Origin of the sequence: Streptomyces sp. NPDC086549 (assembly GCF_044746205.1) — a bacterium.
In the GTDB taxonomy this organism is placed as follows: Bacteria; Actinomycetota; Actinomycetes; order Streptomycetales; family Streptomycetaceae; genus Streptomyces.
This window is the reverse complement of record NZ_JBIVBS010000007.1, coordinates 370,620-389,136: the sequence shown is the minus strand read 5'-3', so window position 1 is coordinate 389,136 and position 18,517 is coordinate 370,620. Positions and strand designations below refer to the sequence as shown.

The 18,517-nt window shown below is 70.8% G+C and carries 16 protein-coding genes, 2 tRNA genes, 1 other RNA gene and 2 pseudogenes; 10 read left to right on the top strand and 11 right to left on the bottom strand.

The annotated features are described in order from the left end of the window. Window positions 1-10: 10 nt before the first annotated feature. From ACIPSA_RS24370 to ACIPSA_RS24360, 3 genes are all read left to right on the top strand, one after another. Window positions 11-1,231 carry a sensor histidine kinase gene (locus tag ACIPSA_RS24370; protein WP_402638078.1) on the top strand — a complete coding sequence of 407 codons (1,221 nt, stop codon included), beginning with the start codon at window positions 11-13 and terminating at the stop codon, window positions 1,229-1,231. Further along, the gene (locus tag ACIPSA_RS24365) at window positions 1,228-1,842 is read left to right on the top strand and encodes a response regulator (RefSeq protein ID WP_402638077.1); all 615 of its coding nucleotides are present in this window, start codon (window positions 1,228-1,230) and stop codon (window positions 1,840-1,842) included. Before ACIPSA_RS24370 ends, ACIPSA_RS24365 begins: the two co-directional genes overlap by 4 nt. A gap of 23 nt (window positions 1,843-1,865) precedes the next feature. After that, window positions 1,866-1,941: transfer RNA gene (locus ACIPSA_RS24360), tRNA-Gly, on the top strand. Between the two features lie 34 nt (window positions 1,942-1,975). Here the strand turns inward: ACIPSA_RS24360 and ACIPSA_RS24355 are convergent. The 6 genes from ACIPSA_RS24355 to ffs form a co-directional block, all read right to left on the bottom strand. Then, window positions 1,976-2,875 (bottom strand): phosphoribosylaminoimidazolesuccinocarboxamide synthase, encoded by a 900-nt coding sequence (locus ACIPSA_RS24355; RefSeq protein ID WP_402638076.1) that lies wholly within the window; start codon window positions 2,873-2,875, stop codon window positions 1,976-1,978. 70 nt (window positions 2,876-2,945) lie between these two features. Continuing rightward, window positions 2,946-4,448 (bottom strand): N,N-dimethylformamidase beta subunit family domain-containing protein, encoded by a 1,503-nt coding sequence (locus tag ACIPSA_RS24350; RefSeq protein ID WP_402638075.1) that lies wholly within the window; start codon window positions 4,446-4,448, stop codon window positions 2,946-2,948. A 194-nt stretch (window positions 4,449-4,642) separates the two neighbouring features. Further along, window positions 4,643-6,673, bottom strand: a complete 2,031-nt coding sequence (locus ACIPSA_RS24345; protein ID WP_402638139.1) for a hypothetical protein — start codon at window positions 6,671-6,673, stop codon at window positions 4,643-4,645. A gap of 286 nt (window positions 6,674-6,959) precedes the next feature. After that, the gene (gene purD, locus ACIPSA_RS24340) at window positions 6,960-8,213 is read right to left on the bottom strand and encodes a phosphoribosylamine--glycine ligase (RefSeq protein ID WP_402638074.1); all 1,254 of its coding nucleotides are present in this window, start codon (window positions 8,211-8,213) and stop codon (window positions 6,960-6,962) included. A 166-nt stretch (window positions 8,214-8,379) separates the two neighbouring features. Beyond that, window positions 8,380-10,632 carry a DNA polymerase III subunit gamma and tau gene (locus ACIPSA_RS24335; protein ID WP_402638073.1) on the bottom strand — a complete coding sequence of 751 codons (2,253 nt, stop codon included), beginning with the start codon at window positions 10,630-10,632 and terminating at the stop codon, window positions 8,380-8,382. Window positions 10,633-10,690: 58 nt separating this feature from the next. Beyond that, window positions 10,691-10,789, bottom strand: an RNA gene (gene ffs, locus ACIPSA_RS24330) — signal recognition particle sRNA small type. 97 nt (window positions 10,790-10,886) lie between these two features. On the opposite strand from ffs, the gene ACIPSA_RS24325 reads away from it, so the two are divergent. Continuing rightward, window positions 10,887-10,974 (top strand) — tRNA-Ser (locus ACIPSA_RS24325). A gap of 79 nt (window positions 10,975-11,053) precedes the next feature. Here ACIPSA_RS24325 and ACIPSA_RS24320 read toward each other — a convergent pair. Further along, window positions 11,054-11,740: pseudogene (locus ACIPSA_RS24320) on the bottom strand (site-specific integrase); the annotation flags it as partial. 95 nt (window positions 11,741-11,835) lie between these two features. Beyond that, a complete protein-coding gene (locus ACIPSA_RS24315) occupies window positions 11,836-12,264 on the bottom strand; it encodes a hypothetical protein (protein WP_402638072.1) in 429 nt (142 codons plus the stop codon). Window positions 12,265-12,499: 235 nt separating this feature from the next. Here ACIPSA_RS24315 and ACIPSA_RS24310 point away from each other — a divergent pair, with 235 nt between their 5' ends. The 4 genes and pseudogenes from ACIPSA_RS24310 to ACIPSA_RS24295 form a co-directional block, all read left to right on the top strand. After that, the gene (locus ACIPSA_RS24310; protein WP_402638071.1) at window positions 12,500-12,778 is read left to right on the top strand and encodes a CopG family transcriptional regulator; all 279 of its coding nucleotides are present in this window, start codon (window positions 12,500-12,502) and stop codon (window positions 12,776-12,778) included. Continuing rightward, window positions 12,775-13,200 carry a hypothetical protein gene (locus ACIPSA_RS24305; RefSeq protein ID WP_402638070.1) on the top strand — a complete coding sequence of 142 codons (426 nt, stop codon included), beginning with the start codon at window positions 12,775-12,777 and terminating at the stop codon, window positions 13,198-13,200. Before ACIPSA_RS24310 ends, ACIPSA_RS24305 begins: the two co-directional genes overlap by 4 nt. 300 nt (window positions 13,201-13,500) lie before the next feature. Further along, window positions 13,501-13,929, top strand: a complete 429-nt coding sequence (locus ACIPSA_RS24300) for a hypothetical protein (RefSeq protein ID WP_402638069.1) — start codon at window positions 13,501-13,503, stop codon at window positions 13,927-13,929. Continuing rightward, window positions 13,926-14,288, top strand: a pseudogene (locus tag ACIPSA_RS24295) (hypothetical protein); the annotation flags it as partial. The gene ACIPSA_RS24300 and the pseudogene ACIPSA_RS24295, both read left to right, overlap by 4 nt. Before the next feature lie 160 nt (window positions 14,289-14,448). Here the strand turns inward: ACIPSA_RS24295 and ACIPSA_RS24290 are convergent. Then, entirely contained in the window at window positions 14,449-14,787 is a 339-nt protein-coding gene (locus tag ACIPSA_RS24290; protein WP_402638068.1) for a hypothetical protein, read from the bottom strand. 423 nt (window positions 14,788-15,210) lie between these two features. On the opposite strand from ACIPSA_RS24290, the gene ACIPSA_RS24285 reads away from it, so the two are divergent. Next, window positions 15,211-15,426, top strand: coding sequence for a hypothetical protein (locus tag ACIPSA_RS24285; RefSeq protein ID WP_402638067.1), 216 nt, complete (start codon window positions 15,211-15,213; stop codon window positions 15,424-15,426). Window positions 15,427-15,514: 88 nt separating this feature from the next. On the opposite strand, the gene ACIPSA_RS24280 is transcribed toward ACIPSA_RS24285, so the two are convergent. Together ACIPSA_RS24280 and ACIPSA_RS24275 are read right to left on the bottom strand one after the other, a co-directional pair. Further along, a complete protein-coding gene (locus ACIPSA_RS24280; protein WP_402638066.1) occupies window positions 15,515-16,408 on the bottom strand; it encodes an SgcJ/EcaC family oxidoreductase in 894 nt (297 codons plus the stop codon). 5 nt (window positions 16,409-16,413) lie between these two features. Beyond that, a complete protein-coding gene (locus tag ACIPSA_RS24275; protein WP_402638065.1) occupies window positions 16,414-16,995 on the bottom strand; it encodes a hypothetical protein in 582 nt (193 codons plus the stop codon). 487 nt (window positions 16,996-17,482) lie between these two features. Between ACIPSA_RS24275 and ACIPSA_RS24270 the strand changes: the two genes are divergently transcribed. Then, window positions 17,483-18,502 (top strand): endonuclease/exonuclease/phosphatase family protein, encoded by a 1,020-nt coding sequence (locus tag ACIPSA_RS24270; protein WP_402638064.1) that lies wholly within the window; start codon window positions 17,483-17,485, stop codon window positions 18,500-18,502. The last annotated feature ends 15 nt before the right edge of the window (window positions 18,503-18,517 follow it).

Sequence of the window (18,517 nt, the reverse complement as noted above, 5' to 3'; positions counted from 1 at the left end):
GTACGAGGAGATGAACGGCGCTCGCGGCTGGTGGCGGGGCAAGAGCACGCCCGCCAAGGTCGAGACGTACACCCGCTGGTCGTTCCACTTCTTCGCCCTGATCGAGGTCGCGGCGATCGGACTCCCGGTGTTCGGGCAGGTGGGTACGGGCCTCGCGGGCTGGCTGCCGGCCGCGGTGACCGGGCACGCGGCGCTGTGCGCGGTGACCGCCTCGCGGGCGCTCGACTGGACGCGCGGCCGGCGCGACCAACCCCTGCGGCTGCTGTGGGCACTCGGCGCGGCCACCTACGCCCTCGCCGTCGCCGCCCTGGTGCTCGAGGAGTACGGCCCGAAGGGCGACGACGTCGACACGGCCGCGGGCATGGTCTTCGCGGGCGTGCTGATCTTCGGCGCGGGCACCATGGCGCTCGGAGTCCGCCACCGGCGGCGGGTGTTCGCCCTGGTGACGGGCTTCGCCGCCGGGGCGGGCGCGGTGTCCTTCCCGCTGGGCGTGCCCGGGCCGGCCGCGCTGGTGACCGCGATCATCGTCCTGGTGGGGGCCGCTTCCCTCGCTGCCACCTCCATGTTCTCCGTGTGGCTGCTCAACGCCGTCTACGAACTCGACGAGGCCCGCGAGACCCGGGCCCGGCTCGCCGTCGCCGAGGAGCGGCTGCGGTTCGGGCGGGATCTGCACGACGTCCTGGGGCGGAACCTGTCCGTGATCGCCCTCAAGAGCGAGCTGGCCGTCCAACTGGCCCGGCGGGGGCGACCGGAGGCCGTGGAGCAGATGATCGAGGTGCAGCGCATCGCACAGGAGTCACAGCGGGAGGTGCGCGATGTCGTACGGGGCTACCGGGAGGCCGACCTCGGGGTCGAACTCGTCGGCGCGCAGGGCGTGTTGAAGGCGGCCGGGATCGACTGCGAGATCACCGGCGCGGCCGATGGGCTGCCCGCCGACGTGCAGTCCGCGCTCGGCTGGGTGGTGCGGGAGGCCGCCACCAACGCGCTGCGGCACGGGAACGCCAGGCGGTGTGCCGTGAGTCTGCGGGTGCTGGAGGGACATGTGGTGCTGACGGTGGAGAACGACGGAGCGTCCGGAGCCCCCGACGGGGGTGGGGGTTCCGGACTCGCGGGGCTGCGGGAGCGGCTGGCCGTGGTGGACGGGATCCTGACGGCCGGTGCCGTCGGGCAGGACCGGTTCCGGCTGGTGGCCGAGGTGCCCTTGACGAGTGTGACTGGAGTCATGTCATGAGTTCTGCGGTACGGCTGTTGCTCGCCGACGACGAGCATCTGATCCGGGGGGCGCTGGCCGCGCTGCTCGCCCTGGAGGACGATCTCGTCGTGGTCGCCGAGGCGGCGACCGGGCCCGAGGCGCTCGCCATGGCGCGCGCCCACGAACCGGACGTCGCGGTCCTGGATCTTCAGATGCCGGGCGCCGACGGTGTGAAGGTCGCCACATCCCTGCGGGCCGAACTGCCCGGCTGCCAGGTGCTGATCGTCACCGGTCACGGACGGCCCGGCCATCTGAAGCGCGCCCTTGCGGCGGGTGTGCGCGGGTTCGTCCCCAAGACGGTCAGTGCGCAGCGGCTCGCGGAGATCATCCGTACCGTGCACGCCGGAAACCGTTACGTCGACCCGGAGTTGGCCGCCGACGCGATCTCCGCCGGGGACTCGCCGTTGACCGCTCGCGAGGCCGAGGTCCTGGAGCTGGCCGCCGACGGGGCGCCGGTCTCGGAGATCGCCGAGCGGGCCGCGCTGTCGCCGGGGACCGTGCGGAACTACCTCTCGTCGGCCGTGACGAAACTCGGCGCCGAGAACCGTCATGCGGCGGTACGTCTCGCTCGGGAGCGAGGTTGGGTATAGTTGCTCTCGCGCAGCAGCGCAATGCGGACGTAGCTCAGTTGGTAGAGCGCAACCTTGCCAAGGTTGAGGTCGCGAGTTCGAGCCTCGTCGTCCGCTCCAGAAAAGGCCCCCGGTTTCCCGGGGGCCTTTTGCGTCATGCCCAGCTCATGCCCGTCAGGCGCTCGTACGCCTCGACGTACTTCGCCCGGGTCGCGTCCACGACCTCCTGCGGCAGCGGCGGCGGGGGCTGCTCGCTCTTCCGGTCCCAGCCGGATTCCGCGGAGGTCAGCCAGTCGCGGACGAACTGCTTGTCGTACGACGGCTGCGCGCGGCCCGGCTGCCACTGGTCGGCCGGCCAGAAGCGGGAGGAGTCCGGGGTGAGGACCTCGTCGGCCAGGACGAGGGTCTCGCCCTCGAAACCGAACTCGAACTTGGTGTCCGCGAGGATGATCCCGCGGTCGCGGGCGATGTCCCGGGCGCGGTTGTAGACGGCGAGGGTGGTCTGGCGCAGCTGGGCGGCGGTGTCCGCGCCGACCTGGCGGGCGACCTCCTCGTACGACACGTTCTCGTCGTGCTCGCCGACCTCGGCCTTGGTGGCCGGGGTGAAGATCGGGGCGGGCAGCTCGGAGCCGTCGACGAGGCCTTCGGGAAGGGCGAGGCCGCAGACGGTACGGGACTCCTGGTACTCGACGAGGCCCGAGCCGGTGAGATAGCCGCGGGCCACGGCCTCGACCGGGATCATCCGCAGGGACTTGCAGACCAGGGTGCGGCCGGCCCAGTCGGCGGGGGCGCCCTCGGGGAGCTCGGTGCTCAGGACGTGGTTGGGGACCAGGTCGGCGAGCTGGTCGAACCACCACAGGGAGAGCCGGGTGAGGACCCGGCCCTTGTCGGGGATCTCGGTCGGCAACACCCAGTCGTAGGCGGAGATGCGGTCGCTGGCGACCATCACGAGGTCGCCCGCCTCGTTCTGGTACAGCTCGCGCACCTTGCCGGTGTGCAGATGCACCAGGCCCGGAACCTGGATCGGCTCGGGCTTTTCGACGAATCCGGACACGGTTCCTCCCCGTGGTTCTGTCCAACTGGCTCGATTGTCCCGTATGAGGTGGCCGGCCATGGACAGTGGGTCAGTCGCGCTTGCAGATGCGGTCGAGGAGGTTCGCGGTGGCGCGCTGGATACGGGGGTCGACGTGACCGGGGCGGTCCAGCGCCGGTGACCAGGCGAACGTCCCCGACGCGAAGACCAGGGCCCCGGAGGGCGCGCGGTACAGGGAGGTCTCCTGGTGGCGCAGGACGCCGTCGTTGTCGGTGTAGGGGGAATGGGCGAGGAGGATGCGCTCCTCGTGGTCGGGGAGCGGCGTGCGCGGGAAGTAGCGGTCGGCCTCACCCGCCACCAGGCCCGCCAGCTCGTCGCCGTCGCCGGCGCCGGTCGCCTCCCACAGCCAGTGGCCGGCGTTGCGGACGACCAGCGGATGGGGCTCGGGGACCCGGCCCGCGTACTGGATGCCGACCAGCTGCTGCTCGGGGCGGTCGATCTCGCGCCAGAGCACCGGCCTGCCCGGCCCCTTGCGCTTGCGGCAGGTGAGCAGGCGGTCGGGCACGCCGGACGGGGCGGGGCCCAGCTCCACCTGCCAGTACATGGTGTTGGCCGAGAGGAAGACGAGCGACGTGCCGCTCTCGCGGGCGATCTCCACCGTGCGGCGCATCTGCGTCGACCAGTACTCGTCGTGGCCGGGGAAGACCAGGCCCCGGTAGCGGGTGGGGTCGACGCGGCCGGCGTGCAGGTCGCGGGCGTCGGCGTAGGCGAGGTCGTAGCCGTACCGTTCCGCCCAGCGGATGAAGTCGTAGGCGTGGCCGACGTGCAGGGGCAGGCCCGCGCCCGCGTAGGGGCGGTCGAAGGAGACCGTGGTCGCGGCGTTCGCCTCGCCGAGCAGGCGGCCCTTGTCGTCCCAGGCGTGGTAGAGGCTGGCGCCGGTGTGACCGTCCTCCGGGTAGAGGTTGTAGGCCTGCCAGGTGACGTCGGGGAGCAGCAGGAGCAGGTCCGCGGGGTGGTTGTCGCGGATCGTGAACGGCACGTGGGAGCGGTAGCCGTCGGCGGTGGTCAGGACGGCCACGTAGGCGCCGATGCTCCAGTACGACGGGATCTGCAGCCGCCAGGACAGCCACCAGTGGTGGCAGGAGACCGTGCGGTCGGCGGTCAGCGGCGGGGGCTGCACGATGCCGGAGAGACGGGGACTGGTGGTGATCTTGGCGGCTCCGTCGCCGCCGTAGTGGCCGATCCGGTAGATGTCCACGCTGAACTGCTGGGGCGGGTCGACGGTGATGTGGAAGTCGACGGCCTCGCCGGGCGCGACCGCGCCGGTGGAGGTGAAGCCCTTGATCTGGCGGTGGACGTCGTCGGCCGAGCGGGTGCCGCCGGCCGGACGTGGGGCCGGTACGCGCGGGACGCCGGTGCCCGTCCGGTGCGTGTGCTGCTGGGTGGCGTCCACGTACCAGGGGACGACATGGCCGGTGTCGTCGAAGTACGTCTCGCTGCCCCGCAGCCAGGGGACCGGTCCCAGGCCGAAGGGGTCGGTGACGGCGTGCGCGAGTGCTCCCGACTCCCAGCGGCGGATCTGCTCGGATCCCATGGTCGCTCCCCTCCCTCGGGCCCCCGCGATGTGTGCGCGATGTATGCGCGATGCGGCTGTCGTATGTCGAAAGCCCTTGCCATGTGCGCGATCGGTCCCAGCACATCACATAACGCACGCGCGTGGTCACTATTCGTTGCGAATTGACCTGAACTGGAAGGGACCCCTCCGGTACGGCTGTGCATCGGCCGACGTCAGACGAGTCGCACCGGCTTTTCGGGGCGTATCCCCGACTCGATCAGCCAGGCGTGAAGCGGGTCCGGATCCCCTTCCTCGATCAGGCTGAGGACCCGGGAGGTGAGGTCGGCGGCCCGCTCGCCGTTGATGAGGAGGGACGGGCCGTCGAGCCAGTCGAGGCCGGGAATCGCGCCGGCCGTGTCCATCGCCGCGCAGCACACCATCGCCGTGACGTGGTCGGCGAGGAGCTCGCGGGCGGTGCGCGGGGGCTGGAGGGGGAAGAGGGGCAGGACTCCGTCGTCCCAGAGGGCGGTGCCGGGTGCCTGGCCGTGGGCGGCCGAGCCGGTCGGCCGGGCGGCGGTGGAGGCCTCCTCACGGGCCAGCTCGGCGCTGAGCCTGGCCGCGAGTGCCGCACCGCGCTGGCTTCCGGCGTCACCGTCCGGCTCGTCGTCGTACCCGACGACGTCCGGGAAGGCCCCGTCGTCTCCGGCGGACCGGTCGTCTCCGGCGAGCCGGTCGTCCCCGGCGGTCCCGTCACCTCCGGCGGGCCGGTCGTCCCCGGCGGTCCCGTCACCTCCGGCAGGCCGGTCGTCCCCGGCGGTCCCGTCACCTCCGGCAGGCCGGTCGTCCCCGGAAGACACGTCACCTCCGGCGGACCCGTCGTCTCCGGCGGACTGGTCGTCCCCGGCGACGCCAACGGCTCCCTCGTCGTCCGCGCCCGTGGACGGTCTGTGGTCCGCGGCGTCCGTCCGGTGGCCTTCGGCGTTGTCCGGTGGGGTCGCCAGGTGGTCGAGGACGCGGGACAGGGTGGGGCCGCCGGGGTCCGGGGCGGTGGGGTCGGGGGTGGTGCGGACGCCGAGGGCGTCCAACACCCGGTGGAGGCGGGCCGCGTCGGTGCGCCATTTCCGGTCCACGACCTCGTCCGGGTACTCCTGCCAGTCCACCGGGCACCAGTCCGGGCCCGGCTCGGCTGGTCCGCCGTGGAAGAGGCGGGCGGCGAGCAGGGAGGCGGCCTCGTCCACCAGGCCGGGCTCCTCCAGCAGGTCGCAGGCGGGGCGCTCACCCAGACGGGAGGCGAAGCCCTCGGCCAGGCGGTCACGCCGGGACAGCTCGGTGAGCGCCGCGACGACGCCCGCGTCCAGCCGGGAGGGCCAGCGGCCCATCCGCCAGGCCGGGAGCGCCACCCGGGTCAGCAGCCGGTCCCAGCCCGCGTACGCCAGCCCCACCTGTTCCTGGGCGACGATCCGCAGCCCGTAATCCACAGCCTGTGCACGCTCGGCGGCCGCGGCGGCCACGCCTCGCTCCATCTCGGCCGCGTGTTCCCGGCAGCCGCGCAGCAGCACGCGCACCACCCAGCCGACGCCCGCAAGCACCGTGCGGGAGACCGGGCCACGGCCGGGCGCCGAGGTCACGGCCACCGCCGCGTCCAGCCCCCGTATGAAACGGCGGGCCGCGGATATGTCCGGGTGCGCCGAGGGTCCCGTACCGGCGACGACCGGGGCGAGGACCGCGCGCAGCTCGCCGACCCGCATCCACCACAGGAACGGGGAGCCGATGACGAGGACGGGCGAGGCAGGCGTACGGCGGTGCGTGCGCCGCCCCAGGTCCGCCAGCTCGTCACGGTGCTCCGGCGGGGGCGGGCCGTGGGCGGGGTGGGTGCGGTCCTCCAGCCAGCTGTCGCAGTCCGGGGTGAGCGCTATGGCGGAGGGAGCGGGGACGTCGAGCCGGTCGGCGAGGTCCCGCACCATCCGGTAGAGATCGGGGGCCGACTCCTCCGGGATCGGGACCGTCGGGCTCACGGCGGGACGGGCACGGGCCACGACCAGCGCGATACCCGCGGCGGCCAGCAGCACCAGCAGCGCGGCCACGCCCACGATCCAGCGGGCGAGGTCCCAGCCCCGGCCGACGAGATGGCCCGTGGAACCGCCGGCCAGCAGGATCACGGCGGCCGCCGCGGGCAGCAGGGCGACGGCCAGCGCCCGGCCGCGGATACGCAGCACGGCAAGAGCCCGGGACCGCGCGGCCTGCGCGCCCGCCTCCACACCCATACCGGTCACGACCGGACGTCACCCCCTCCCTGATGCCCTCGTGCTGTCCTGGCGTTGCTCACTCCCCCACTGTGGCACCCGCCGGTGACATCGCAATGCGCGGTGGGCCAAGTGCCGGAACGCTTGCGCCGCACCCTAGTTGGGGCCTCGGCCCCCGTCAGCCGGATGGGGCATTGCTCACTCGATGGAATGGGCTTGGTCAGAGGTGGATGACGGACAGCAATGAACAGGCCCCGGATTTCTCCGGGGCCTGAACGGGAACGAGGAGGGCGCGGTGGGCGCGCGATTACTCGCCGGCCGCCGCCTTCGCGGCGATGTCCGTACGGTGCTGGGAGCCGTCGAGGCCGATGCGGGCCACGGCCTCGTACGCCCGCTCACGGGCCTTGGCGAGGTCCTTGCCGGTCGCCGTGACGGACAGGACGCGGCCGCCCGCGCTCACGATCGCGTCGCCGTCACGCCTGGTGCCCGCGTGCAGGACGTACGCGTGCGGGGCGTCCTCGGCGGCCACCCGGTCGAGGCCCGTGATCGGGTCGCCGGTGCGCGGGGTGCCGGGGTAGTTGTGCGAGGCGACGACCACCGTGACCGCCGCGTCGTCGCTCCAGCGCAGGGGCGCCAGGTCGTCGAGGGTGCCGTTCGCGGCGGCGAGCAGGACACCGGCCAGGGGCGTCCTCAGGCGGGCCAGGACGACCTGGGTCTCCGGGTCGCCGAAGCGGGCGTTGAACTCGATGACCCGCACGCCGCGCGAGGTGATCGCGAGACCTGCGTAGAGCAGACCGGAGAACGGGGTGCCGCGGCGGCGCATCTCGTCGACCGTGGGCTGCAGAACGGTCTGCAGGACCTCTTCCACGAGTTTCGGGTCGGCCCAGGGAAGCGGGGAGTACGCACCCATGCCGCCCGTGTTCGGGCCCTCGTCGCCGTCGAGGGCCCGCTTGAAGTCCTGCGCCGGCTGGAGCGGGACGACGGTCTCCCCGTCGGTGACGGCGAACAGGGACACCTCGGGGCCGTCGAGAAACTCCTCGATGACGACGCGCTCGCATTCGGCCGCGTGCGCCTTGGCGGCGTCGAGGTCGTGGGTGACGACCACTCCCTTGCCCGCGGCCAGTCCGTCGTCCTTGACGACGTAGGGGGCGCCGAAGGCGTCGAGGGCCTCGGCCACCTCCTCGGCGGTCGTGCAGACGTAGGACCGGGCGGTGGGCACCTCGGCGGTCGCCATCACGTCCTTGGCGAAGGCCTTGGAGCCCTCGATCACCGCGGCCTCCTTGGAGGGGCCGAAGACCGGGATGCCCGCCTCGCGTACGGCGTCGGCGACACCGGCGACCAGGGGGGCCTCCGGGCCGACGACCACGAGGTCGGCTTCGAGCTCCGTGGCCAGCGCGGACACGGCCTTGCCGTCCAGGGCGTCCACCTGGTGCAGCTCGGCGACCTCGGCGATGCCGGCGTTGCCGGGGGCGCAGTGCAGCGCCGTGACGTCGGGGTCGAGGGACAGGGAGCGGCACAGGGCGTGTTCGCGGGCGCCGCTGCCGATGACGAGGACCTTCACGGGGGTCAGCCTAACCGCCGCGGGCCCGGGTGTTTTGTGCGGGCTTCCGAAGGGCGGGGAACGGGGGTGCTGTGCGTTCCTCCAAAGAGGGCTGTCCGTGGAGGCACCGGAGGCGCCGGCGAGCTGCTCCTTCGCCCGTTTGCTCGTCTGCTCGTTCGCTCGTCGTCTACTCGTTCGAGAGCTCTTCGACCACGGTCGCTCCCAGCTCGCGCACGATGAGCTCGTGGCCGGACAGGGCCGACTCGTCGAGGTCGGGGTCGTCGTCCTCCGCGATGTCGTCCTCCGGGGCCACCGGGGGCGGCTCGGGGGCGGCTGCGGGCTGGGGGGCCGGGGCGGAGGCAGCCGCGGCCGGAGGCTGGACCTGGGGAGCGGCGGGGGCCGGCTGGGGGGCGGCGGGGCGCTGCGCGGGCGCCGCGCCGGGGGTGCCGTATCCGCCACCGCCGCCGGGGCTGCCGTAGCCGCCGGGGGCGCCTCCGCCGTAACCCGAGGAGCCGCCGGACGGCGGGGGCGCCGAGCCGCCCGTCGGGTCGACGATCGCCTCGACCTTCCACTGCACGTTGAACTGCTCGGACAGCGCCTGCCGCAGCACGTCCTCGCTGCCGCTGCCGGCGAAGTTGTCGCGGGCGCCGGCGTTGACGAAGCCGAGTTGGAGGGTGGTGCCGTCGAAGCCCGTGACCTGGGCGTTCTGGCTGAGCAGGATCCAGGTGAAGCGGCGGCGGTTCTTGACCGCCTCCAGGATGTTCGGCCAGAGCATGCGGGGGTCGAGGCCGCCGGGGGCGGGGGCCGCCGGGGTGGCGGGAGCCACGGGGGCGGCAGGCGCCGCCGGGGGCGCGGAGGCCGCCGGGGCCGCGGGCGCCGCCTGATTCCGGGGCGGCTGGCCGCCGCCCGCCGGGGCCGCCGTGGGCCAGCCGCCGGGCCGCCGGCCGGCACCCGTGGGTGCCGCGGTGGGCCAGGCGCCGGGCGCCGGGGCCTGAGCGGACGCGGCTGCGGGGGCAGGAGCGGGAGCGGGAGCCTGCGGGGCGGCCTGCGCCGGGGCAGTGGGCTGAACGGCTTGTTCGACACCCCCGGCACCGGCACCGGCAGCCACAGGGGGAGCCGTGACCGCGGGACCGCCGCCCGCGGGGCCCCGCACGGCCGCCCTGGCCGCCGCGACGCCACCACCCGGCGGGACGGGCGCGGCGACGGCCGGTCCCCCGCCCATGTGTGCCTCGGGCCCGGGAACGTACCCCGCGGCAGGCGCGCCGCCGCCCCCGGAGAAGTTGACGCCCCGCTCAAGGCGGTCGAGACGGGCCATCACCGAACGCTCGTCCCCGTAGGCGGCGGGCAGCAGCACGCGTGCGCAGATGAGTTCGAGCTGGAGGCGGGGCGAGGTGGCGCCGCGCATCTCGGTGAGCCCCTCGTTGACGAGGTCGGCGGCGCGGCTGAGCTCCGCGGCGCCGAAGACGCCGGCCTGGGCCTGCATGCGCTCGATGACATCGGCCGGGGCGTCGATGAGGCCCTTCTCGACGGCGTCCGGGACGGCGGCGAGGATCACCAGGTCCCGAAGCCGCTCCAGCAGGTCGGCGACGAACCGGCGGGGGTCGTTTCCGCCTTCGATGACCCGGTCCACGACCTCGAACGCCGCGGCCCCATCCCCCGTGACGAACGCCTCGACGACCGAGTCCAGCAGTGACCCTTCGGTGTACCCGAGCAGGGAGGTCGCCATGGCGTACGTCACACCGTCCGCCCCCGCACCGGCGAGCAGCTGGTCCATCACGGACATGGAGTCACGCACGGAGCCGGCACCGGCGCGCACGACGAGCGGCAGCACGCCGTCCTCGACGGGGATGTCCTCCTTCTGGCACACCTCACCGAGGTAGTCCCGAAGGGTGCCCGGCGGCACCAGCCGGAACGGATAGTGATGGGTCCGCGACCGGATGGTCCCGATGACCTTCTCGGGCTCGGTGGTGGCGAAGATGAACTTGAGATGCTCCGGCGGCTCCTCGACGACCTTGAGCAGCGCGTTGAAGCCGGCCGACGTGACCATGTGGGCCTCGTCGATGATGTAGATCTTGTACCGGCTGCCGGCCGGCCCGAAGAACGCCTTCTCCCTCAGCTCACGGGCATCATCGACACCACCGTGCGAAGCGGCGTCGATCTCGATCACGTCGATCGATCCGGGCCCGTTCCTGGCCAGGTCGCGGCACGACTGGCACTCGCCGCACGGCGTCGGTGTCGGCCCCTGCTCGCAGTTCAGGCACCGGGCCAGGATCCGTGCACTGGTCGTCTTGCCACATCCGCGCGGGCCGCTGAACAGGTAAGCGTGATTGACCCGGTTGTTCCGCAGCGCCTGCTGCAGCGGGTCGGTGACATGCTCCTGCCCGATGACCTCGGCGAAGGACTCCGGGCGGTAGCGGCGGTACAGCGCGAGAGACGACACGCATACGAGGTTATAGGCGCCTACTGACAACCGGCCCCGCCGAAGGCTCCCGCCCGGGAACGCAAGCGCCCCCCACGCACCCGCCAGAGCCAACCTACCCTTGCTGCCTTCCGGCCCTGGGGGAGTTCAGTCAGATAGCGCCGCGTGAGGGGCTGCGCCCAACAGTACCCGATCGCGGCCCGCGGGCTGTACCCGATGTCGGCCTGCGGGAACGGGTTCGCGAGCACTCCCCTCGGTCATGTAATGTTTCCGGCGGAGGATTCGCCTAGAGGCCTAGGGCGCACGCTTGGAAAGCGTGTTGGGGGCAACCCCTCACGAGTTCGAATCTCGTATCCTCCGCCAGTGCCTCACCGGGCACGATGTCGAAGGGCCCCACCGTTCGCGGTGGGGCCCTTCGACATTGTCCGTCTCACTTTCCGTCTCAGTTGTTCTTTTCTTCGGTTCCGGTGCCGGGTGGCACCCAGAGCGCATCCCCGACTTGTTGGGCGACCTTGCGGAGCATCGTCCCCGTCACATGCATGTACCGGGCGCGCATCCGCGCCGCTCCCCCAGGCTCCCAACCCATGATCGAGTCGATCACGACGTCCGGGACGCCGAGGATCAGGAGGACTGTCGCAGCGGTGTGGCGAGCGTCATGGAGACGGCCGTCTCGCACGCCCGCGTCCCGAAGAAGCCGCTTCCAGACATGGAAGTCGGTGTTCGGGCTCAGCGGTCCGCCGATCGGGGAGGCGAAGACGTACCCCTTGCCCTCCCAGTCGGCACCGGCCGTGATCCGCTCCCGCTCCTGGGCTTCCTGGTGCTGCCGGAGAATCTTGATCAGCGGATCGGGCAGGCCGATGGTGCGCCGTCCCGCGCGGGACTTGGTGGACTTGTGCTCGCGCCGGGTCTGCTCCCGCTTGGGGCAGTAGCCCGCCTTCCGGCCGCACGGATTGCCACCGCAGCCGTGCGCGTACTTGGGACGAAGACGGTTCTTGCGGATGCGGGCATAACCGGCGTCCAGGTCGACGTCTTCCCAGTGCAGGCCGAGCGCCTCACCCTGGCGGAGACCGAGGGCCAGGGCGACGACCCAGCGCGCGCTGTTGCGGAGCTTGGCCGCTTCGACGAGGAGACCCGGCTGCGCTCCGCTCCGCCGGGCGGGACGCCCTAGGGAGGTGAGCACCTGACAGTAGAACGACGGTCAAAGCATGCCTCCGGCGGGGGCGCTCAGGCTCCGAGATGGCCGGGGGAGCGCGCTACATCGTCGCCGTCGGTGGCCAGCGCCAGACCGTACAACGCACCGAACACCATGGCCGACCTCACCTCGGCGACATCGACGCAGAGCCTCCTCGACACTCTCCCGGCCGACTTCCGGAGGTAGGGGACGACGAAATACAGCGCGAGCAACTGGCTACGCTGAGCCAAGTTCGGCAGGTCACTACGGGCATCGCGGCCTACGCATCGCCACAGCGTGTCCCGAAGAGCGACGTCGGTGGCATCTCGCGCCGCCGCGTCCTTCGCCTCCGAGAGCGTGAGGTGCTCACCCACCGAACACCGCTCCCCGGGCGCATGCGGACACACCAATTGTCCGCCGAGCAACTGCGAAACCTTTAGCTCGATCGACCTGAAGACGTCTGCCGAAGGCAGCAGGGACACGGCCCCTCCTCTTGTGGTTCCGCCAACGGCAGGAGGCTCACCGCGTCGAAGGGCGACTATCCGCACCATTTGCCGCATGCGCTGGTGAGAGTGAACGACACAGGGTGACCGAGTGAAACGATGTGGCCCAGCGATCAACGTCGGGGAAGACTCCGGGATCAACCATTCGCATCCTGAGCACGACTGGTTCAACGCCCCTGGTAAGGGCACTTACACCAGGAGTATGGTCTCTTGTATGGCGGCGAAAAAAGTCACTGTGACGATCCCTGAAGATCTCCTCGACGAGATCCGCGCCGACGCGGCGGAGAGGGGACTTTCGGCGTATGTAGCCGAAGCACTGCGATTCAAGCGCGATCGGGACCGACTGCTGGAGCTGGTCGACTGGCTGCAGGAGGAACACGGCCCGGTCACCGAGGACGAGCACGCGGCAGCACTCGCGGAACTGGAAGATCTCGACGCCGAGCACGAGCGCCGCCGCACCACCGGAGGGCACAACGCCGGAGAGGCCGCGTGAAGAAGCGCGCCCGCGAGCACGGCCAGCGTCCACTGCGCGTCTTCGTACTCGACTGCGAAGCCCTGTCTCTGGCCGTGCGCGGCGACCGGAAGATGATCGCCTGGCTCGACCTCGCGGCCCGGGGTGAAGCCGAGGTGGTGACGTCCCCGATGACGCTGGTCGAGGCGTACGACAGCAGAACAACCGAACAGCGCTGGGACTGGGTGCTCTCCCGGCTCAAGGTCGCCGACATCGGAAAGGACGAGGCCCGCCAGGCCCGGCGCCTCCTGGCTGACGCCAAGCTGCACGGTCACAAGTACGCAATCGATGCCGTGCTCGCTGTCATCGCACGCCAGCAGAAGGGGCAGGTCACCGTCTTCACCTCGGACGTAGACGACCTGGAGAAGCTCCTCCCGGACACCATCGTCGTCAAGAAGGTATGACCCGGCGCCCTGGTCTCAGTTCTGGTCTCATTCACCCCCGTCCAGCACCGTCCACCACCCGCCCAATGCCCCACTCCGCCGCAGGTCAGGATGCCCGCGAGCACCCCCGAACCCCCAGACGAACATTTGGAAAGCGTGTTGGGGACAACCCCTCACGAGTTCGAATCTCGTATCCTCCGCCAGTGCCTCACCGGGCACGATGTCGAAGGGCCCCACTGTTCGCAGTGGGGCCCTTCGACGTTGTCCGTCGTCCGGGACGCCGAGGATCACCAGGACGGTCGCAGCAGTGTGGTGAGCGTCATGGAGACGACCGTTCCGGACATCCTCCCCGTGCAGGCCCAGCGCCTCACCCTGGCGGAGCCCGAGCGCCAGGGCGACGACCCTGCGCGCGCTGTTGCGGAGCTCGGCCGCTTCCACAAGGAGGCTCCGAACCTCTTCGATCGTGTAAGGCTCGATGTCCTCTTCTTCGAGGCGAGGAGCCTTGGCGATCTCAGCAGCGTCGGTGACGACGTGCCCGCGCCGCACAGCCTCGCCCCGTCGGTCACAGACGACGGAGGCGCCACCACGGCCCCGAAGGCCGAGGACCAGACCGACGACACCGAGCACGGCCGAGGCCTGAGCCTGGTCGGCGTGATCGCCCACCGGATCGTGGTCCATGACAGCGACGGCGGCCGGACCGTCACCGCGGAGCTCTTCACGAACGCGGGCAGGGGAGAGCACCTGCGCTGAGCAACGAGCCCCGCCGCGGCCACTGGTGCGAGTGCCGGACGCAAGATGTCGACGAACAGGAGCCGGCGGCGCTTCGCGGGTCCTTCGACGCCTGCTCGGCACCCCAGGCAGACAGATGGGTCGCGGTCACACTCCGCACGATCTCCCCCGCCCTGGACCCCGACGCCTCAGACCAGGCATGGGCCTGGCTGTACCTGGGCCGCACAGCGACACGGCATGCCCTGCTGCGCTCCGAGCCCTGCACGGTCACCGTCACCCAGGACAGCATCCGCATCACGTGGACGATCCGACCAGTACTCTTCCTGACGCTCGCACACCGCCAGGGCGCCGAACTCCCAGCCTGCGCATACGACTTCAAGCATCAACCGAGACAAGACACGACGGCGTGCGCAGGGAGCGCCCATCCCGCCCGCCATCGACCCAGGCAGACGGGATGGGCGCTGGGGAGGGTGGTGGGAGGCGGTAGATGTAAGCCTGAACCACCAGTCGGCGCTTCGGGTTCAAGAGACTACGACCGAGTCAGCACGACCTCTGTCCCTGGCGGAATCCGGATTTGAAGCCATCCTTGAAGCCGTGCCGATAGTCCTTGTTCGTGTCCTTGTGAAGAGCGGTGGCAGCTCGCTCCTCATTCTGATCACAGGACCGCTGGCCACTGCGGAGCCCGGATTTGAAGCCGTCCTTGAAGCCGCGCTGGTAATCCTGGGTCGACGTAGGAACGTTGACGGCTGTACTGCTTGCGTGTGTCGCACTCGGTGTTGCCGCGGAAGCCTGCTGAAGGCCGACCGGGGCAAGAGCAAGAGTTGCGGCGATGAAGGCCGATCCCAGGATGGCGACCCGCCTTCTGGTCGCGACGGGCATAACAACCCCCTTGCAGAGTTCTCAAATGGGATCAATACCCACTTTAGTCACTCATGAGAGGGTTGCAACCGTTCTGGATAATCAAGTGCTTCTTCCCGGAGCTGGACGCCCAGGGCTACGGTCGCGGGAGTCAACTGATGCCTTGAGGAGGCGTGTTGGGGTAACGAACGCCTAGGGTGACTGAGGCCGGCCACAGCGCTCTGTATGCCCGCCGCTACCAACGGGCTGCAAGTCGCTTGACGGCCCACCAGGTCATGAGGATGGGGCCGCAGACTCAGAAGTTGAGACCGCAACAGCACTGCGATTCAAGCGCGACCGAGACCGGCCGCTGGAGCTGGTCGATTGGCTGCGGGAGGAACACGGCCCCCTCACCGAGCACGAGCGTCGCCGCACCGCCGGAGGACACAACGCCGGAGAGACCGCGTGAAGAAGCGGGCCGGTGAGTACGGGCAGCGGCCACTGCGCGTCTTCGTACTCGACTGCGAAGCCCTGTTTCTCGCTGTGCGCGGCGACCGGAAAATGATCGCCTGGCTCGACCTCGCGGCCAGGGACGAAAAGGGGCAGGTCACCGTCTTCACCTCGGACGTGGACGACCTGGAGAAGCTGCTCCCGGACTCGATCGTCGTCAAGCGGGTATGACTGCCGCTCCGGTCTTGGGCGGCTGAAGGCCCCAGCCGGTCGACCGGCTGGGGCCTTCGTCGTTGTCCGGGTCGGCGTCGGCCCGCCGTCAGGACCCGGCGGGGCCTGACGGGGGGCGGGGGCCGCCGAAGCCGTGTTCCGAGAGGTCGAACCAGTTCCCTTCGGGGTCCATGGCCCGGTACTCGGCGAAGGGGCGGTTGGTGAAGCGTTCGGCCGGTTTCGGGGTGCCGGCCGCCATCAGGGCCTCGGAGGTGGTGGCCGTGTCGTCGATGTGGAAGCCGAAGTGGTTCATGCCGACCGGGGTCTCACCGTCGAGCTGGTGCTTGATCAGGGCGAGGGTCAGATAGCCGTCGGAGAGGAAGCAGCTGCCGTCCGGATCACGGTGGAAGAGTTCCATCTCGAAGACCGAGGAGTAGAAATCGGCCAGCTTCTCCGGGTCACGGGCCACGATCGCCAGATGCCGGAGCCTGGGCCGGGCGGTGGGTTCGTCCACGGTGGAATCCTTCGCGTCGGGGGCCCGCCGCACCGGGGGCGCCACGGGGACCATGTTGTGAAACGCCCTGATCGACCAGGGGCGCTCCGCCGTCCGTTCCACGACGGCCAGCGCGTGCGTGGCGGTCAGCGGCTCGCCGTTCGGGGCGACGACGGTGGACTCCGCCTCGACCGTGGCCAGGCCGGGGCCGAGGAATCGGACGGCGACGACGCGTGCGTCGAGGGTGGTCCCGGCGTACGGCCCGCGAAAGAGGGCGTCGTGCCCGGCCTCGATGCCGCTCCGGCCGCGCGGCTTGTCTCCTCGTACGGTCGTGAAATCGCAGTCCTCCGCGAAGCTCGCGGCGAAGAGCGCGGCGTCACCTGCCGCCCAGCCGCGGGCCATCTCGGCCCACAGGGCCCGGATCGCCCGGGCGTCGTCCTCGGTGACGTCCCGGCCGCCGTCCTGGGCGCCGTCCTGGGCGGGAACTTTCGCTTCTTCGGGCTGATGCATCGCCGTCACACCTCCACCAGTGAACGGGTACGGACACGCAGGGCGAACTCGGGGCATTCGGCGCCCTCGACGGCGTGCTGGGGCGGCGGGGCCCAGGCCGCCAAGGCGTGGTAGAACGCGCTGCCTCGTCGCTCCAGGTAACAGATGATGTTGAGGGGCCACCCGGTCCGGCCGAAGAGATGACAATCCATGGGAGTCGGGCGCTCGCTGAGCGTGTGGCCCCGTTCCGACGGCGGGCCCAGGCGGTGCCAGTCCGGGTGCATGTGGATGGAGCCGAGCAGGTCCATCCCCAGGGCCTCGGCCTCGCGGGACGCCCGGAGGAGGTCGTGGGAGTCCATCCACCAGCCGCGGTGCTCGTTCTCGTACGCCGGTCCGAACTTCGGCACGATCGCCTCGCGGAACTCCCGTCGGGCTGCCGGATCACTGGTACGTGCGTTACGGCCGAAAGCGATGCGCCGCACGTGGTAGGTCGTCCCCTCCGCGCTGCCGATCAGGAGCGCGAAGCAGGGCAACGGGGCCTCGGGTGTGATGAGCCGGTACTCGCCGATGGCCGTACCGAGGAAGTCCGCGAGTGCCTGGTCGTCCATCAGGACGGTGGCGGGAGCGGGGGCCGTGCAAGGGGTTCTGGGACCGTCGGGGGTACTACATCGGGCGTCCGGTAAAGCGGAGCCGGATGCGTTCGTCGCAGCGGACATGGGTGTGGTCTCCGTTGAGGTGGGGGGTGGGGGAGGCCGACGGAGCGGATGCCCGGACGATACTTGAGAGTTCACCATCTTTCTTCGGCTGCGGTGAATCGTGGGGTTTTCCCTACGGCTCGGCACAGGGACTTGCGGCCGGACGCCGTGCCGTGCCGTGTCCTGGCCCTCGCCGGGGCCCGCTCGTGGCCCGGCGGCCGGGCGTCCGCGGATGCCGCGTCGCTCCCTCGCGCTGCCCCGGCTTCGTGCGTGGCCACCCGCTCGCCCTGGTGTGTTGTTTCCAGAAAAGCCGCTTCTCGCAAGTAATATCCACGGGGTGAATCGGATTTCTCGCGTTTTCAGTGCGCTTCTGGCGAGTGTGCTTTTCGGCGTTGTGATAATGCCGGACAGTGCGGCCGGGCTCGCGGGCGGAAACGGCGATGCGAATGTCCGCGTCATGACGCAGAACATGTATGTGGGCAGTGACTTCCAGGCTCTTGCCGACGCGAGGACGCCGCAGCAGTTCTTCGCGGCGGTAACGCTGACGTACCAGCAGATCCTGGCGTCACGACCGAGCGAGCGCGCCGCCGCCGTGGCCCGCGAAGTCGCCCGGGACGAGCCCGATCTCGTCGCCCTGCAAGAGGCCGACATCGTGCGCACCGGGGCGCCGCCCGCGACGAACGTGCAGTCGGACCAGCTCAAGTCGCTCCTCGCCGCGCTCGACCGGCTCGGCCGGCATTACGAGGCAGTGGCGATCGTGCCCGAGGAAGACATCGAGGCCCCCAGCACGCTCGGCTTCGACGTACGCCTCTCCGTGCGCAACGTGATCCTCGCCCGGGTCGGTCCGTCCAGGCCCGTCAAGGTGTCGAACCTGCAGGTGCAGACGTACGCGATCCAGCACGTGCAACCATCGCCGGTCGGCTCGATCACCAGCCGGAACGGCTGGGCGTCGGTCGACGCCACGGTCGACGGCCGCACCTTCCGATTCGTCACGACGCACTTGGAGCCACTGCCGCCGTTCAGCGTCCAGCGAGCACAGGCGCAGGACCTCGTCGCGAGCGCGGCGGACACGGATCTCCCGGTGGTGTTCGCCGGTGATTTCAATACGACCGCCAACGATCCGCAGAACCCGACGTTCCCGACGTACCAATTCCTGCTCAATTCAGGCTTCACCGATGCCTGGCGCGAAAAGCACCCCACCGATCCCGGCTTCACCTGCTGCCAGGCGCCCGACCTGAAGAACCCGGTCTCGGCCTTGAGTCTGCGAATCGACCTGGTCCTGTTCCGCGGAGACTTCGGCGTGAAGAACATCCACCTGGTCGGGGACCGGCAGAGCGATCGCACGCCGTCGGGGTTGTGGCCGTCCGACCATGCCGGCATCGTCGCGACGCTACGCGTACCGAAGACCGGCCACCGCTGACCGGCCACCCCTGAC

Excerpts from the sequence above, each read along its gene's own strand:
- ACIPSA_RS24370 (WP_402638078.1), top strand. The coding sequence starts at position 11 with ATGAACGGCGCTCGCGGCTGGTGGCGGGGCAAGAGCACGCCCGCCAAG.
- ACIPSA_RS24365 (WP_402638077.1), top strand. The coding sequence starts at position 1,228 with ATGAGTTCTGCGGTACGGCTGTTGCTCGCCGACGACGAGCATCTGATC.
- ACIPSA_RS24350 (WP_402638075.1), bottom strand. The coding sequence starts at position 4,448 with ATGGGATCCGAGCAGATCCGCCGCTGGGAGTCGGGAGCACTCGCGCAC.
- ACIPSA_RS24345 (WP_402638139.1), bottom strand. The coding sequence starts at position 6,673 with ATGGGTGTGGAGGCGGGCGCGCAGGCCGCGCGGTCCCGGGCTCTTGCC.
- ACIPSA_RS24310 (WP_402638071.1), top strand. The coding sequence starts at position 12,500 with ATGGCGGCGAAAAAAGTCACTGTGACGATCCCTGAAGATCTCCTCGAC.
- ACIPSA_RS24300 (WP_402638069.1), top strand. The coding sequence starts at position 13,501 with ATGGAGACGACCGTTCCGGACATCCTCCCCGTGCAGGCCCAGCGCCTC.
- ACIPSA_RS24290 (WP_402638068.1), bottom strand. The coding sequence starts at position 14,787 with ATGCCCGTCGCGACCAGAAGGCGGGTCGCCATCCTGGGATCGGCCTTC.
- ACIPSA_RS24280 (WP_402638066.1), bottom strand. The coding sequence starts at position 16,408 with ATGCATCAGCCCGAAGAAGCGAAAGTTCCCGCCCAGGACGGCGCCCAG.
- ACIPSA_RS24275 (WP_402638065.1), bottom strand. The coding sequence starts at position 16,995 with ATGGACGACCAGGCACTCGCGGACTTCCTCGGTACGGCCATCGGCGAG.
- ACIPSA_RS24270 (WP_402638064.1), top strand. The coding sequence starts at position 17,483 with ATGCCGGACAGTGCGGCCGGGCTCGCGGGCGGAAACGGCGATGCGAAT.